We start from the raw sequence: 15016 nt of genomic DNA on the forward strand, positions 1-15016 counted from the left end.
TTCTTCTTCAGTTCCCCATGACGCGAGGAAACCAGGATTCGTGAGCTTCGGTCAATTCACCAGTGTTGATCTCAAACCAACCGCTGATCGGGATTTGCGTGGCCACAAGGCTGAATATCGTTGGTCGGAAAACCGCTGTCTACTCCCCGTGGATCGAGACCCATTCAAACCGACGCCGGGAAAAAGCGAGATCGAAAGTGATCTCGTCAGGTGCGTTATACTTTCAACGGGCCGCCAGCCTGCCGCTCTCGCCGTGTTTCGTAGAATCCTGCAGACTAAATCCGTAAGACAGGCCGCGATCAGGTTGATCAGGAACTCCGCCATTTTCGATTTGCCGCCGCGTCAGCTGCCGATTCGTCATTTGCTCACGCGTCCTAGGCATCCATGAAGCGAGGAAACCAGGATTCGTGCGCCGCTTTCAAGTCTTTGATTGATATGGCGCGCGCGGCACCAAGTTTCAATTCACTGCCGCCGGTGTTGCCGATCCATGGCGCGAAGATGCCGAGGGCCTTGGCCTCGTTCCACAGCGCCTGCAACTCTTCCGACTGTCCGGCGAACTTCACCGTGACAAGATAGCGGCCCTGGTCTTCACCGAAGAAGACCGGGATCGGATTGGCATCGCTCAGGCCGGGTACGGTCGCGCCGATGCCGGATGCCATCGCCATTTCGGCAAGGCCCACTGCAAGGCCGCCATCCGACAGGTCGTGCACGGCGGTTGCCGCCCCGCTGCGGATCAGCTTGCGCACGAAATCTCCGACCTTCTTCTCATGTGCGAGATCGACTGGCGGCGGCGGACCGTCGCTGCGGTTGTGGATGTCGCGCATGTAGATCGACTGGGCGAGGTGGCTGCCCCAACCGGCGGGGCCGCCGATGAGCAGGATGACTTCGCCTTCGCCGGCGAAGCCCACCTTGGCCATCTTCGACCAGTCGTCGATCAGGCCGACGCCACCGATGGTCGGCGTCGGCAGGATGCCCTGGCCGTTGGTTTCGTTGTAGAGCGAGACGTTGCCCGAAACGATCGGGAAGTCGAGCGCGCGGCAGGCATCACCGATGCCGGTCACTGCCTTGGCGAACTGCCCCATGATCTCGGGGCGTTCGGGATTGCCGAAATTGAGGTTGTCGGTGGCCGCGAGCGGCAACGAGCCCGTCGCGGTCAGATTGCGCCAGCATTCCGCCACCGCCTGTTTGCCTCCCTCATAGGGATCGGCCTCACAATAGCGTGGTGTCACGTCGGACGAGAAGGCGAGCGCCTTGGTGGCGTGGCCGTCGACACGCACAACGCCGGCATCGCCGCCCGGGATCTGCAGCGAGTTGCCCTGGATCAGCGTATCGTACTGCTCCCACACCCAGCGGCGCGAGGAGAGGTCGGGACCGCCGAGCATCTTGAGCAGTGCATCGGCCACATCGGCTTGCGGAATATCATTGGCCGCCAGCGGTGCGCGCTTGGCCGGCTCCACCCATGGGCGGTCGTATTCGGGAGCCTGGTCGCCCAATTCCTTGATCGGCAGGTTCGCGACTTCCTCGCCCTGATGCAGGACGCGGAAGCGCAGGTCGTCGGTGGTCTTGCCAACGATGGCGAAGTCGAGCCCCCATTTGCGGAAGATCGCCTCGGCTTCCTGTTCCTTTTCAGGACGCAGCACCATAAGCATGCGCTCCTGGCTCTCGGAGAGCATCATTTCATAAGCACTCATGCGCTCTTCGCGCACAGGCACCTTGTCGAGTTCGAGCTCGATGCCGAGATCTCCCTTTGCGCCCATCTCGACGGCCGAGCAGGTGAGGCCGGCGGCACCCATGTCCTGAATGGCGATGACGGCGCCAGATGCCATCAGTTCCAGGCAGGCTTCCAGCAGGCACTTTTCGGTGAAGGGGTCGCCGACTTGCACGGTCGGGCGCTTCTCGTCGATCTTGTCGTCGAATTCGGCGGAGGCCATGGTCGCACCGCCGACGCCGTCGCGGCCGGTCTTCGCGCCGAGATAGACGACTGGAAGGCCGACGCCCTTGGCCTGCGACAGGAAGATGCCGTCGGCCTTGGCGAGACCGGCTGCGAAGGCGTTGACCAGGATATTGCCGTTGTAGCGGGCGTCGAAATTGACCTCGCCGCCGACTGTCGGAACGCCGAAGGAATTGCCGTAGCCACCGACCCCGGCAACCACGCCGGCCACCAGGTGGCGGGTCTTGGGGTGGTCAGGCGCGCCGAAGCGCAGTGCATTCATCGCCGCAACCGGTCGTGCGCCCATGGTGAAGACATCGCGCAGGATACCGCCGACACCGGTGGCCGCGCCCTGATAGGGCTCGATGAAGGAGGGGTGGTTGTGGCTCTCCATCTTGAAGACCACGACATCGCCGTCGCCGATATCGACCACGCCGGCATTCTCGCCGGGGCCTTGAATGACCCGAGGGCCTTTCGTCGGCAAGGTGCGCAGCCATTTCTTGGAGGATTTGTACGAGCAGTGCTCGTTCCACATCGCCGAGAAGATACCGAGCTCGGTAAAGGTCGGTTCACGCCCGACCAGCTCGAGAATGCGCTGATATTCGTCAGGCTTCAGCCCGTGAGAGGCAATCAGTTCCGGCGTGATCTTCACGGTGTTGGAGATGGTCATGGTGCAGCGGGCAACTCCGAGAGCGTGTTGGGGCCCCTATAGCCGAACAGTCGGCGCTGCGACACTGCCGATTTCAGAAAAATGGCCGCATGTCACAGTCAGTTTGCCGCCAATTACGCCTTGGCGGCCTGTGCAAGGCGTTTTGCCAGCACCATCGTCCCCGGCCGCGCGGCGCCGCCAGGGCCGGGCAGGGCGCGGACACCGGATGCGTCCAGCTCTTCGCCGCATGCGGAACAGGTGATTTTCGGGGTGAGCGCGCAACCGCATGTCTTGTGCCGGAACTGGATCGGCTGACCTTCCTGCGGTTGCGCCCAGCGATCACCCCATACCGTCAAGGCAAGGATGATCGGGACAAGCTCTTCTCCGGCCTGTGTGAGCTGATAGTCGAACCGCACGGGCCTTCCCTGATAGGCGGAGCGTTTCAGGGCGCCGCTCTCGACCAGATGCCGAAGCCGAAGCGTTAGCAGATTGCGTGAAATGCCGAGATTGAGAGCGATATCATCGAAGCGCGTCAGGCCGAGATAGACGTCTCGAATGATGAGGGGGGACCACCAGTCGCCGATGATCTCCAGGGATCGCGCCAGGGAACAGCGCATTTCGCCAAAGCTGACTTTCTTCATGAGCGGAGCCTAGTGAGTTGCTTGATTGAACTCAAGGCAGTAAGTTCAATCATTGAACTATGGTAATCTCAACAAAGGTGCGCAACGGACTTGCGCCAGAAACTATGTAAAAACAAAGAGATAGGTGTTTTTCTTTTCCGCTGAAAGGAAAGGATCTTGGAGGGCAGCATGTACCACGCGATTGTCCGGGCACGGATACGCTCCTTGTTCGACAGTGTGAACAAGGGTGATGCCGGTCCTGTGCTGGCAGGCTTTGCAACGCGTTTCGAACACAGTTTCCTTGGTGAGGGACATGCGCTTTCCGGTGTGCGCACGTCCTTGTCCAAGACGAAGGAGTGGTACGAACGCCTCTACCGGTTGCTGCCGGATCTGCATTTCGACCTGGATCGGATCGACGTCAGCGGGCCGCCCTGGAATACGCTGGCCATCGTGACCTGGCGGGAAACCAACAGCGGCACGGATGGGGTGCGCACCCACAATCGCGGCATTCACGCCGTGCATCTGGCCTGGGGCAAGATGACGTCCCTGCAGATCTGCCCCGATACGGCAGGGCTGGTAGCGACGCTGGATCGCCTGGCTGCCGCCGGCAACAAAGAAGCACGGGCTGCGCCGATCACGGATTAAGCCTGTGCTTCAGCCGAAGGAATCGTAACCGGCGCGGCCTTCTTCCAGCAGCCGGCGGATGATTTCCACGCCGCGCGCGACGTCGGCGCGCGGGCCTGGCGCCGAAATACCAAAACGCACGGCATGGAAGACCTGTTCCGATCGGCCTGCCTTGAACTCGTCCTCGTCGTCCAGCAATACACCGTTTTCGAACGATGCATTCTTGAACGTGCCGGAAAGCCATGGGTCCGGCAAAGTGAGCCAGACGAAAGGCACATTGTCCCGAGCCTGGAAGGCAAAGCCGGCGAGCTTCTCACGCACGATGGCGATGCGGGCGTTGATTTCGGCAATGCTGTTACGGCGAATTTCATGCGCCTTGCCTGAAAGCACCAGTCTCGAACCAACTTCAGCGAGCAGGAAGGGCATGCCGCCGGTCAGCATCTTGTGTGCCACCTGAATGCGGTGTCGATAGGCGGGTGGGCACGACAGCCAACCGCCACGAACCCCTGCGGATACCGATTTGGACAGACCGCTGGCAACGATTGTGCGCTCCGGTGCGAATTCAGCCAGCAGCGGTGTCTTGTCGTCGGTCAGGCCGCCATAGAGATCGTCTTCGACCAGCAGCACATTGTATTCGCGCGCGATCAGCGCGATGTCGCGGCGGCGGCCGGCATCGATCGTTGCCAGCGTGGGGTTCTGCACGGTCGGCATCAGGAACATCATCCTGGGGTGCTTCTGGGCGCAGACGCGCTCGAAATCCTCCGGATCAATGCCCTCGGCATCGGAGCCGACCAGCGCAATGCGCCGCCCGACCAGTCCTGCGCTACGCGACACCTGCGAATAGGTGAGGTGTTCGAAGGCTATATAGTCGCCAGGTGCGGTCAGCGCAGCGATTGAGGCCATGACTGCCGCATGCGTACCGAGCGTCGGTACGATGCTGTCAGGGGCAGGGCGAAAGCCGTTGCGGGCAAGCCAGAGGCTGCCGGCATCCATCCAGCGCTGTGGGAAATCACGCGTGTAGCTGGCGATCTCATAGGCATGGTCGCGTGTGATCTGCGTCAGGAGATCGGTGATCACGCCGCCCTGGCCGGTGTCGGGTGCGGCCGTGCTGTCGAGGCGCAACTTGCCTGCCGGCGCTATGGCAAGGCGGGTTCCTTCCGGATGAGCAGGCAGCGGAATGGCATCGTCTGGCTGGGTACTGTCGGAATGCCGCTTGAGCACATAAGTGCCGCGGCCGACTTCGCCGCTGACCAGCCCGCGCTCGCGCAGCAATTGATAGGCGCGGCCGATCGTGCCGACCGTTGCGCCGATGTCATAGGCGAGGTCGCGCTGCGGCGGCAGTTTCGTGCCAGCGCCGAGAACACCGCGGTCGATATCGGCCTCGATGCGGTCGGCCAGCCGCTGATAGAGCGGGCCGGTGCCGGAAGAAAGGTCGGGGAGCCAATTTGTCATGGTGACAATTTAGTATATTGTATCAATGAAAGAGTCAATACATATGCATTGCACCGCGATTGTAGCGGTAATTGTGACAATGGTGCTGCTATGGCAAGTGCAATAGAGACAATTTATCGGAGACAATCGTCTTCGGTCATCAAGGTCGAGCAGCCGTCGGGCTTCTCGGGTTTTTGCCGTCGCTTGACGGTGATTGTGACCTCATCGCCGACCTGGCTGGGGAGGGCGCTGGAGCGCCGTCGCAGCCGCCTGGTCCTTTTGGAGATGACCGACGAGCAATTGAAAGACATCGGGGTCACCCGTTCCGACGCCTATCGCGAAGGAATGCGTTCCTTCTTCGATTGAGCCGCCGGTTCCGGTTGAAGGCGAATATGATGGAACGAAAGAAACGATATCCGGCGCCGATATTTACGGTGCGATCGCCCTTGGCCAGGTGGGTCGACAGGCTCGCGCGCAACTGGAAGGCATTGCCGCGACATCAGCTTACCCGTCGAGGTCTGATGGAACTCGGCGATGTGGAGCTTGCCGAACTCGGCATGCCGCGGCGTACAACGGCGAAATGAAAGCAGCCTGATCGGGCAAAGTTCTGCCCGATCCTTCGGAAGAGCGGCGCTCTGGTATCAGGCCTTGGCGCCGCAGTCGCTGTTGCCGGTCTGCCAGCGCGCGATGTCGGAGCCGATGCGGCCGGAGAGCGGGTCGCTCATCAGCGGGCCGAACACTTCGACACGGCTGGAAGCGCCGCGCGCTTGCACCACCAAAAGCGGCTTGCCGCCGTAGTGCTTGGCCGGCACCAGCAGGAAGCGTGGAGTGCCGCCGAAATTGTTGAGCTCATTGGCCATCTGGTAGGATTTGAACGCAGGGTCCTTGGATGCGATCCAGCATTTGTGCGCGGCGATCGCCACCTGTTCCATGGCGCGCAGCGACGCGCTCTTGCCGCCGCCGCTCGGTGCGGAATTGTAGGACTTCGACTGGCAGGCGACCAGCGCGAGGCCCGCCAGGGCGACGAAACCGAAACGGACGGCCATCTTTGCTGCATTCATCGTTTCGGCTTCCCCAAGTCGAGATGAGATCTGGTCGGTGTCGGAAGAGCGACGTGGCTCAGGCCGCGATGCCAAGCGCGCCTTCGAAAAGGGCACGGCCATCAACGCCGCCATGCGCCGCTTCGATCAGGTTTTCCGGATGCGGCATCAGGCCGAGCACATTGCCCTTCTCATTGATGATGCCGGCAATGTCGTTGATCGAACCGTTCGGGTTGGTGTCTCCGGCGTAGCGGAATACCACCCGACCTTCGCCCTCGATGCGGGCGAGCGTATCGGCATCGGCGAAATAATTGCCGTCATGATGCGCGACCGGGCAGCGGATGATCTGATTGGGTTGATAGCCGCGGGTGAAGGCCGTGTTGGCATTCGCGACCTGCAGCTTGACCTCACGGCAGACGAATTTCAGCGAGGCATTGCGCATCAGCGCCCCGGGCAGAAGGCCCGCCTCGACCAGAATCTGGAAGCCGTTGCATACGCCCACCACCATCACGCCCTTGGCAGCTTTTTCGGCCACCGCCCGCATCACTGGCGATCGCGCGGCGATCGCGCCGCAACGCAAATAGTCACCGAAGGAGAAGCCGCCGGGAATGGCGATCAGGTCGACATCCGGGATTTCCGTGTCGGTCTGCCAGACGGTTGCAGGCGCGGTGCCGGAAATCTTGGTCAGCGCTGCGATCATGTCGCGGTCGCGATTAAGGCCGGGGAGGAGGACGACGGCGGTTTTCACGTCAGGCAATCTCCACTGCGTAGTTCTCGATCACCGTATTGGCCAGCAGCTTGTCGCACATCGCCTTGAGGGCGGTCTCTGCCTTGGCCTTGTCGGTGCCGTCGATTTCGATGTCGAACACCTTGCCCTGACGAACCTGACCGACGCCGTCGAAGCCAAGGCCGCCGAGCGCATGCTCGATCGCCTTGCCCTGCGGGTCGAGCACGCCATTCTTCAGAGTTACGGTGACGCGGGCCTTGATCACGCTATACAATCCTCATTGTGGTCGTTGGGTGGTTCCGCGGAACGGCTCCAGGAACCAGATGCGCCGACTTCCGATAGAGAAGCCGGCGCGGCGTGTCGTCTCAGTGCTTGGTGTCCTTCGGGCCGGTGGCGACCAGAACCGGTCCTGTCGGGCGCTGCGGCTCGTTCTCGTTCATGATGCCAAGACGGCGCGCCACTTCCTGATAGGCTTCGACCAACCCGCCCATGTCCCGGCGGAAGCGGTCCTTGTCGAGCTTGTCCTGGGTGGCGACATCCCACAGGCGGCAGGAGTCGGGCGAAATCTCGTCGGCCACGACGATGCGCATCATGTCGCCTTCGAACAGGCGGCCGCATTCGATCTTGAAATCGACGAGCTGGATGCCGACGCCGAGGAACAGGCCGGAGAGGAAGTCGTTGACGCGGATGGCCAGCGCCATGATGTCGTCGATTTCCTGCGGGCTTGCCCAGCCGAAGGCCGTGATGTGCTCTTCCGACACCATCGGATCGTCCAGCGCGTCGGCCTTGTAGTAGAACTCGATGATCGAGCGCGGCAGCACGGTGCCCTCCTCGATGCCGAGCCGCTTGGACAGCGAACCGGCGGCAACATTGCGCACCACCACTTCCAGCGGAATGATCTCGACTTCCTTGATCAGCTGCTCGCGCATGTTGAGCCGGCGGATGAAGTGGGTCGGGATACCCATGCGGTTGAGGTGGTTGAAGATGTGCTCGGAAATGCGGTTGTTGAGCACGCCCTTGCCGTCGACCACCTCGTGCTTCTTCTTGTTGAACGCGGTCGCGTCATCCTTGAAGAACTGGATCAGCGTTCCGGGCTCAGGCCCTTCATAAAGGATCTTGGCCTTGCCTTCATAAATGCGGCGGCGTGACTTCATCGGATTTTTTCTCTGGTTTGAAGGGCAGGTGGCAACGACCGGTCCCTTTCTTTCGCGGCACATTGGCGCGTCTATGGTCTCAATGGCGGTCTCTACCGCAATCATGGACATCGCTCAATCGGCAAATCGGTTGAATCACTGCTTTCCGGGCCGAAATGCCGCAACGCAACAAGCGAGTGCGAGGCAAGATCGCATATTGACCGCGCGCCAGCCATTTGGTTTGAGAAAACTGGATACGCATATATCGACCACCAACCGAATCGGTTCCACCGGAGGATTTGCGATGAGCAGCATGAAGGACCGCGAAGAGGGCTTCGAGCGCAAGTTCGTCTTCGACGAGGAACTGCGTTTCAAGGCAAACGCCCGCCGCAACAAGGCACTTGGCCTGTGGGCGGCCGAAAAGCTCGGCAAAACGGGCGCCGACGCCGAGGCTTATGCCAAGGAAGTCGTGGTTTCGGATATCGAGGAAGCCGGCGACCACGACGTCTTCCGCAAGGTCCGAAAGGATTTCGATGCCGCCGGCATCGACCAGTCCGATCACCAGATCCGCCGTACCATGGACGAACTGATGGCCCAGGCCATCGAGCAGATCAAGAACACCTGATCGTCCGGCGCCGGCATGGCTGGACCAATGGACCGCCCGGTTTCGCCGGGCGGTTTTTCTTTGCCTTTTCCGTCATTTCCGGCTGAAACTGGATTCAACTCGAGCGTTTCCGTTTTCACTGAAACGCTTCTACTTTATGTGTTAAGTAATTCCGGACGAAAGTCACTGTGCACTTTTGCTTGAATTGATCTGGAGAGGAATTACCGATGTCCCTGAAAGCCCGTCTGGAAGCCGATGAAACGCTGTGCACCGCCTGGTCGGGCGTGCCGGATGCGTTGACCGTCGAGATTGTCGCCAGGCAGGGTTTCGACGCGGTGACGCTCGACATGCAGCATGGCGGTCACAACGAGGACAGTGTCCTGCGCTCGATCGCGCCGATCCAGTCCGTCGGCAAGCCAGCACTGGTGCGCATTCCGGTCGGCCGTTTCGACATGGCCAGCCGCGCACTGGACTTCGGTGCCGAAGCCGTGATCGCGCCGATGGTCAACTCAGTGGCCGACGCCAAGGCTTTCGCGGCGGCGATGAAATACCCGCCGCTCGGCGAACGCTCCTGGGGTCCGACCTATGCCTTACCGCGCTACGGCAAGGGCACGCAGGCCGACTGGCTGAAGGAGAGCAACCAGCGCACACTGGCTTTTGCCATGGTCGAGACACGCGCAGCGCTCGCGGCACTGGACGGCATTCTCGAAACCCCCGGCATCGATGGGATTTTTGTTGGCCCGTCGGATTTCTCGATCGCCTGGAGCAATGGCGCCGTCGTGGACTCGACGCTTGAAGACATGATGGAAACGATTGCGCTGATCGCCGAGCGCAGCCGCAAGGCGGGTAAGCACGCGGCGATTTACGTCCTGGATGCCAGCCTCAGCGGCCGTCTGGTCAAGATGGGCTATCGCTTGCTGGCCATGGGCTCTGAACAGGCGCTGGTCGGCCTTGGCGCCAAGACGATGCTGGCAAGCGTGAAAGCGTCGATTGGTTAGAAGGCAAGTAGCGAATAGGGGGAGTCTCTATTCGCTGCTCACTCACAATCTCGACAGGAAATGCGCGAAGGTCATCGAACCTTCCGGCCACGGCCCGTGGCCGGATTCCGAATTGAGATGGCCGGTTTCGCCGGCGTCGATGAACAACGAGCCCCAGGCTCCGGCAAGGTCCTCCGCGACCTCGAAATCACAGAACGGGTCGTTGCGGCTGGCAATCACCATTGACGGAAACGGCAGCGGATCGCGCGGGTAGGGGCCGAAGGTCATCAGGTGCTTGGGCTTGATCTTCGGATTGGCGACATCCGGCGGAGCCACGAAGAAACCGCCGGCGATCGGCTTCTTGCACAGCGGCAGCGCCTGGATGGCGGTCGGTACGCCGAGTGAGTGCGCAACCAGAACGACCGGCTTGGTTGCTTCGTTGACGGCGTCGGCGACGCGTGCCGTCCAGTCCTCGCGCACGGGTTTTGACCATTCGGCCTGCTCGACGCGGCGTGCGGTCGACAGTTTTGTCTCCCAGCGGCTCTGCCAGTGATCAGGCCCCGAATTGGTGTAGCCTGGTACGATGAGGATGTCGGCGTCCTTGACTTTCATGTCGGGGATGTAGCGTTCAGACCTTTCTGGCGCAACCTTGATCCCGAGGCTCAGAGTTCCATCAACACGACGCCGATCGGGTCGCCGCCAACGCCGTGCGAGAAGAAACCATGTTTTATTGGACGGAAACCATGCCGAGCGTAGAAACCCTCGGCATTGAGTGTGGCTTCAACCCTGATCGGACCTTCGTGATTGAGCCGCGCCTTGGCGATGCCGATTTCAAGCAGCTTGCTGCCGAGGCCGAAGCCAGCCGCAGCGGCGAGGAGAAAGAGCCGCGTTACTTCGCCGGGCTCGGCGTCGACGAAACCCACGATCTTGCCGTCATCTTCGGCCACCACCATGCTTCCGCCGACGATCAGCCTCTCGTAGGTCTGCGCAGTGCGGTCGCCCATCCAGCCGGCGATTTGACTTTCGGAATAGTGGCTTTTTGCAAGCTCTCGAACCGAGGCCTGCGTCACATCGAAAACTGCTTGCCCGTCGCCGGCGCGCGCAGGTCTCACATTGATGGCGGTCATGGAATGATGAACCAATTCAAGTTGTTGGCAAAACAATAAAGGATCTGGACAGACCAGTCAGCCGCGATCGCGTGCTGGTGCAATGGAATATCCGGATGGTTCGATGAACCAGCCGGTTTCGGCTAAACTGTGAACACCATGTTCGATTTTTGCTGTCTTGTGTGAACAGTCGGAATGCCTCATCTGGTGGGAGACAATCACCGCCGCCTTTTTCGGAGATAGGGTTTTGCGACTGACGCGGCGTACAATGATGGGCGCAACCGGCGTGCTGGCTCTGTCAGCCATTACCGGTGCGGCCCGCTCGGAGACCAAGATGAGCACCTTGCCTTTCGCCGCCACCACCCCGGTCAGCGTCGCCCGCGTCGGTTTGAAAGCCCGCGATGCCGACAAGCTGGCCGCCTATTACAGCGCTGTCGTTGGCCTGCAGGAACTCGCGCGCGACGGCGAGACGATCACGATGGGTGTTGCCAATCGCCCGTTGCTGGTGCTTGAGCGCGATCCGGCGGCCAAGCCGGACGATCCGCGCAGTGCCGGCCTGTTCCACACCGCATTCCTCCTGCCCAGCCGCGCTGACCTCGGTCGCTGGATCAATCACGCCATCGAAAACAAGATCGCGGTCGAAGGGGCTTCGGACCATCTGGTCTCGGAGGCTGCTTATCTCACCGATCCTGAGGGCAACGGCATCGAGATCTATGCCGATCGTCCGCACGACACTTGGAAGTGGAACGGCCCGACCGTCGAAATGGCGACGATCCGCATGGATATCCCCGGCGTGATCGGCTCCGTCCCAGCCGGCGACGCCGGCTGGAAAGGCGCTCCGGAAAACACGGTGGTTGGCCACGTCCATCTGCGGGTTGGCGACCCCAACCAGGCTGAGGCCTGGTGGAACACCGAATTCGGCTTCGACACGGTCACCAAATACGGTTCGCAGGCGGTGTTCCTGTCGTCCGGTGGCTATCACCATCATATCGGCGCCAACACCTGGCAGAGCGCGGGCGCCGGTAAACGCGACGCCGAACGTTCGGGGCTGTCATGGGTCGAGATGCGTTCCTCGGAAGCCAAGGCGCCATCGACCTATGTCGATCCCTGGGGTACGGTGATCCGTGCAGTGCCCGGAATTCCTGCATAAAGAGTTCCTGTACGAAATGCTGATCCGGCCCGAAACGCCAGCTGATCACGACGCGATCCATGAGCTTACCTGGGTCGCGTTCAAGCCCATGGCCTTCAGCAACGACACCGAGGCGGATATTATCCGGGCGCTGCGTGCGGATGGTGATCTCACGATTTCGCTGGTGGCTGAAGAGGTCGGCGAGATCATTGGCCATGTGGCGTTTTCGCCAGTTACGATCGACGGCGTCGATGACGGCTGGTTTGGGCTTGGTCCGATCGCGGTCAAGCCGGGCATGCAACGTCGGGGTGTCGGCAAGGCGCTGATTGCCGCCGGACTGAAGCTGCTGGATGAACGTGGCGCCAATGGATGCGCGCTGATCGGCAATCCCGACGTCTACAGCCGCGCCGGCTTCGTCAGTGACGGGCGGTTGACCTATCAGGACATCGATACGAAGTATGTCCAGCGGTTCGTCCTGCGCGGACATGCGCCGTCTGGCGCTCTCGGATTCGCACGCGCCTTCGCAGGATGAGGCCGATGTTGCGGCCGGCTGCCGCTAGAACATCTCCGGCGAAAAATCGCCTTCAATGCTCTATCTCTTTGTTTGTACGCAATTCCGGACGCAAAACCGGCGCGCACTTTTGCTGGAATTGCTTTAGCCAGCCTCACCCACAGGACGAAATGGCCCCATGCTCAAGGTTGTCGCTCACGATTTTATCGAGCCCGAGGCGATCGAAACCGTCCGGCCGCTCTATGCAGAGCTCGTCGAGAAGACGCGACGGGAACCGCTTTGCATCTCCTACGAGCTGTTCGTCGATCAGAAGGACCCCGGCCATTTCGTCTTCGTCGAGGCGTGGCCGGACCGCGCGGCGCTGCGGGCGCATGTCGAAACAGAACATTTTCAGCGCCTTGTGCCACTGATCAATGCCCACAAGACGCGCGACGGAACGGTCGTGCTCCTGGATCCGTTCACTGCCTGATTGCGTCAGCTGCCGATGGCGTCGGCGGCAAAGCCGGTCGCCAGCCCGTGCGCCCAATTGGCGAAGCCGCAGGTTTGCGCGCGGCGAGCTGCTTCCGTCCAGTCATAATCGATGGCGCGCAGTTCAAACGACCATCTGCCGTTCCGGTGTGTCGCGATCGCATAGCGTGCGTGCGGGCTGCCGGTGGCAGTCAGGCCGGGAAATGCCTGCACGCCGACACTGCCTGGATTGAGAACGGTCTGGCTCTCAGAGGCCTGAACAACGCGCGGCGTGTGCGAATGGCCGCACAGAACAAGCCCTGCGGCGACGTTGCCGAGCTTGTGGCGGATGGCGCCTTCGGTGGACGGGAAGAAATGGTTGCCGCCATCTTCCTCCAAAAGGAAGATCTCATCGCTCGACGGGCTGCCGTGGCAAAGGAAAATGTCCGCTCCCACGCTCATCGTGGCCGGCAATGCAGCGATCCACTCCCGGGATTTCCCGGACAGATATCGATGGGCAAAAGCATCCGACTCGCCAAGGTCCGCGGCCGGCGTCTCGACGAGCTCGCGGTCATGATTGCCGCGAACCGTCGGCCATCCTTCGGCGGCCAGGTATTGCGCGGTTTCTTCCGGCCAGAGCGGACCGGACAGGCAGTCACCAAGATTGACGATCAGGTCAGGCGCCGCCGCCCTGATCTCGCGGTGCACCGTCTCCAGCGCCCGCACATTGCCATGGATATCGGAAACGACCGCCAGCCGCATGAGGGTTAGCCGAACACGCGCTTGAAGATCGTATCGACATGCTTGGTGTGGTAGCCGAGGTCGAATTTCTCGCGGATCTCGGCTTCCGACAGCGCCGCCGTCACTTCCTTGTCGGCAAGGAGCTCTTCAAGGAAATCAGCATCTTGTTCCCAGACCTTCATGGCGTTGCGCTGGACAAGTCGATAGGCGTCCTCGCGGGAGACGCCGGCTTGCGTCAGGGCCAGCAGTACGCGCTGCGAGTGGACCAGGCCGCGGAACTTGTTGAGGTTCTTGTCCATGTTCTCGGGGTAGACAAGCAGCTTGTCGATAACGCCGGTAAGGCGTGCCAGCGCAAAGTCCAGCGTCACGGTGGCGTCCGGCCCGATCATGCGTTCGACCGAAGAGTGCGAGATGTCGCGTTCGTGCCAGAGCGCCACATTTTCCATGGCTGGCAATGCCATGCCGCGGACCAGCCGGGCGAGGCCTGTGAGGTTCTCGGTCAGCACCGGGTTGCGCTTGTGAGGCATTGCCGACGAACCTTTCTGGCCGGGCGAGAAATATTCCTCGGCTTCCAGCACTTCGGTGCGCTGCAGGTGGCGGATTTCGGTGGCCAGACGCTCCACCGACGAGGCGATGACCCCGAGTGTGGCGAAGAACATGGCGTGACGGTCGCGTGGGATGACCTGCGTCGACACCGGTTCGGGCTTCAGGCCGAGCTTCTTGGCGACGTGTTCTTCCACATAGGGGTCGATATTGGCGAAGGTGCCGATGGCGCCAGAAATCGCACAGGTAGCGATATCCTCGCGTGCATGGACGAGACGCTCACGGCAGCGGCTGAATTCGGCATAGGCCTGCGCGAGCTTGACGCCGAACGTCGTCGGTTCGGCATGAATGCCATGGCTGCGGCCGATGGTGACGGTATCCTTGTGTTCGAAGGCGCGCCGCTTCAGCGCCGCCAGCAAGGCGTCGAGATCGGCCAGCAAAATATCGCTGGCGCGGGTGAGCTGTACCGCAAGGCAAGTGTCGAGCACGTCGGACGAAGTCATGCCCTGGTGAATGAAGCGCGAATCCGGGCCGACGAACTCGGCAAGGTGGGTCAGGAAGGCGATCACGTCATGCTTGGTGACGCGTTCGATCTCATCGATCTTGTCGACGTCGAATTTGGCGGCGCCGCCTTTTTCCCAGATGGTCCTGGCTGCTTCCTTCGGAATGACGCCGAGTTCGGCGAGGGCGTCGCAAGCGTAGGCCTCGATCTCGAACCAGATGCGGAAACGCGTTTCCGGTGACCAGATGGCGACCATTTCCGGCCGGGAGTAGCGTGGGATCATCGGTCCGTCCTGATGTCTC

At 61.4% G+C, this 15016-nt stretch carries 18 protein-coding genes; 7 read left to right on the forward strand and 11 right to left on the reverse strand.

Annotated features, from left to right (window positions below; genetic code table 11):
• Nucleotides 1–374 precede the first annotated feature (374 nt).
• Together purL and AC3WTO_RS04360 are read right to left on the reverse strand one after the other, a co-directional pair.
• Nucleotides 375–2600, reverse strand: a complete 2226-nt coding sequence (gene purL / locus AC3WTO_RS04355; RefSeq protein ID WP_492459448.1) for a phosphoribosylformylglycinamidine synthase subunit PurL — start codon at nt 2598–2600, stop codon at nt 375–377.
• A gap of 113 nt (nt 2601–2713) precedes the next feature.
• Complete coding sequence (locus AC3WTO_RS04360) at nt 2714–3220, reverse strand: winged helix-turn-helix transcriptional regulator (protein WP_492459449.1); 507 nt, start codon at nt 3218–3220, stop codon at nt 2714–2716.
• A 168-nt stretch (nt 3221–3388) separates the two neighbouring features.
• Here AC3WTO_RS04360 and AC3WTO_RS04365 point away from each other — a divergent pair, with 168 nt between their 5' ends.
• Nucleotides 3389–3844: a nuclear transport factor 2 family protein gene (locus AC3WTO_RS04365; protein WP_492459450.1), complete on the forward strand. Its 456-nt coding sequence runs from the start codon at nt 3389–3391 to the stop codon at nt 3842–3844.
• A gap of 9 nt (nt 3845–3853) precedes the next feature.
• Here AC3WTO_RS04365 and AC3WTO_RS04370 read toward each other — a convergent pair whose 3' ends face one another.
• Nucleotides 3854–5275, reverse strand: a complete 1422-nt coding sequence (locus AC3WTO_RS04370; protein WP_492459451.1) for an aminotransferase-like domain-containing protein — start codon at nt 5273–5275, stop codon at nt 3854–3856.
• Between the two features lie 90 nt (nt 5276–5365).
• On the opposite strand from AC3WTO_RS04370, the gene AC3WTO_RS04375 reads away from it, so the two are divergent.
• Nucleotides 5366–5620, forward strand: coding sequence for a DUF1127 domain-containing protein (locus tag AC3WTO_RS04375; RefSeq protein WP_492459452.1), 255 nt, complete (start codon nt 5366–5368; stop codon nt 5618–5620).
• A gap of 275 nt (nt 5621–5895) precedes the next feature.
• Here the strand turns inward: AC3WTO_RS04375 and AC3WTO_RS04380 are convergent, their stop codons facing one another.
• The 4 genes from AC3WTO_RS04380 to purC all read right to left on the reverse strand — a co-directional run bounded on the left by AC3WTO_RS04380 (nt 5896) and on the right by purC (nt 8175).
• Nucleotides 5896–6315 (reverse strand): hypothetical protein, encoded by a 420-nt coding sequence (locus AC3WTO_RS04380; RefSeq protein ID WP_492459454.1) that lies wholly within the window; start codon nt 6313–6315, stop codon nt 5896–5898.
• A 58-nt stretch (nt 6316–6373) separates the two neighbouring features.
• The gene (purQ, locus tag AC3WTO_RS04385) at nt 6374–7042 is read right to left on the reverse strand and encodes a phosphoribosylformylglycinamidine synthase subunit PurQ (protein WP_492459455.1); all 669 of its coding nucleotides are present in this window, start codon (nt 7040–7042) and stop codon (nt 6374–6376) included.
• Nucleotide 7043: 1 nt separating this feature from the next.
• Nucleotides 7044–7286 (reverse strand): phosphoribosylformylglycinamidine synthase subunit PurS, encoded by a 243-nt coding sequence (gene purS / locus AC3WTO_RS04390; RefSeq protein ID WP_326891478.1) that lies wholly within the window; start codon nt 7284–7286, stop codon nt 7044–7046.
• 100 nt (nt 7287–7386) lie between these two features.
• Nucleotides 7387–8175, reverse strand: coding sequence for a phosphoribosylaminoimidazolesuccinocarboxamide synthase (gene purC, locus AC3WTO_RS04395; RefSeq protein ID WP_492459457.1), 789 nt, complete (start codon nt 8173–8175; stop codon nt 7387–7389).
• A 283-nt stretch (nt 8176–8458) separates the two neighbouring features.
• Here purC and AC3WTO_RS04400 point away from each other — a divergent pair, with 283 nt between their 5' ends.
• Both AC3WTO_RS04400 and AC3WTO_RS04405 read left to right on the forward strand, forming a co-directional pair.
• Entirely contained in the window at nt 8459–8779 is a 321-nt protein-coding gene (locus AC3WTO_RS04400) for a DUF1476 domain-containing protein (protein WP_492459458.1), read from the forward strand.
• Between the two features lie 206 nt (nt 8780–8985).
• The gene (locus AC3WTO_RS04405; RefSeq protein ID WP_492459459.1) at nt 8986–9756 is read left to right on the forward strand and encodes an HpcH/HpaI aldolase family protein; all 771 of its coding nucleotides are present in this window, start codon (nt 8986–8988) and stop codon (nt 9754–9756) included.
• 42 nt (nt 9757–9798) lie between these two features.
• Here the strand turns inward: AC3WTO_RS04405 and AC3WTO_RS04410 are convergent, their stop codons facing one another.
• Nucleotides 9799–10347: an RBBP9/YdeN family alpha/beta hydrolase gene (locus AC3WTO_RS04410; protein WP_492459460.1), complete on the reverse strand. Its 549-nt coding sequence runs from the start codon at nt 10345–10347 to the stop codon at nt 9799–9801.
• Between the two features lie 50 nt (nt 10348–10397).
• Nucleotides 10398–10862, reverse strand: a complete 465-nt coding sequence (locus AC3WTO_RS04415; protein WP_492459461.1) for a GNAT family N-acetyltransferase — start codon at nt 10860–10862, stop codon at nt 10398–10400.
• A 226-nt stretch (nt 10863–11088) separates the two neighbouring features.
• On the opposite strand from AC3WTO_RS04415, the gene AC3WTO_RS04420 reads away from it, so the two are divergent.
• From AC3WTO_RS04420 to AC3WTO_RS04430, 3 genes are all read left to right on the forward strand, one after another.
• Complete coding sequence (locus tag AC3WTO_RS04420; protein WP_492459462.1) at nt 11089–11991, forward strand: VOC family protein; 903 nt, start codon at nt 11089–11091, stop codon at nt 11989–11991.
• 16 nt (nt 11992–12007) lie between these two features.
• The gene (locus AC3WTO_RS04425; protein WP_492460034.1) at nt 12008–12502 is read left to right on the forward strand and encodes a GNAT family N-acetyltransferase; all 495 of its coding nucleotides are present in this window, start codon (nt 12008–12010) and stop codon (nt 12500–12502) included.
• 157 nt (nt 12503–12659) lie between these two features.
• Nucleotides 12660–12950 (forward strand): putative quinol monooxygenase, encoded by a 291-nt coding sequence (locus AC3WTO_RS04430; RefSeq protein ID WP_492459463.1) that lies wholly within the window; start codon nt 12660–12662, stop codon nt 12948–12950.
• A gap of 5 nt (nt 12951–12955) precedes the next feature.
• Here AC3WTO_RS04430 and AC3WTO_RS04435 read toward each other — a convergent pair whose 3' ends face one another.
• Nucleotides 12956–13690: a metallophosphoesterase family protein gene (locus AC3WTO_RS04435; protein WP_492459464.1), complete on the reverse strand. Its 735-nt coding sequence runs from the start codon at nt 13688–13690 to the stop codon at nt 12956–12958.
• A gap of 5 nt (nt 13691–13695) precedes the next feature.
• Complete coding sequence (gene purB / locus AC3WTO_RS04440) at nt 13696–14997, reverse strand: adenylosuccinate lyase (protein ID WP_492459465.1); 1302 nt, start codon at nt 14995–14997, stop codon at nt 13696–13698.
• Nucleotides 14998–15016: the final 19 nt, after the last annotated feature.

The sequence above is a fragment of the Mesorhizobium sp. EU05-FHT14A09 genome, assembly GCF_058790995.1.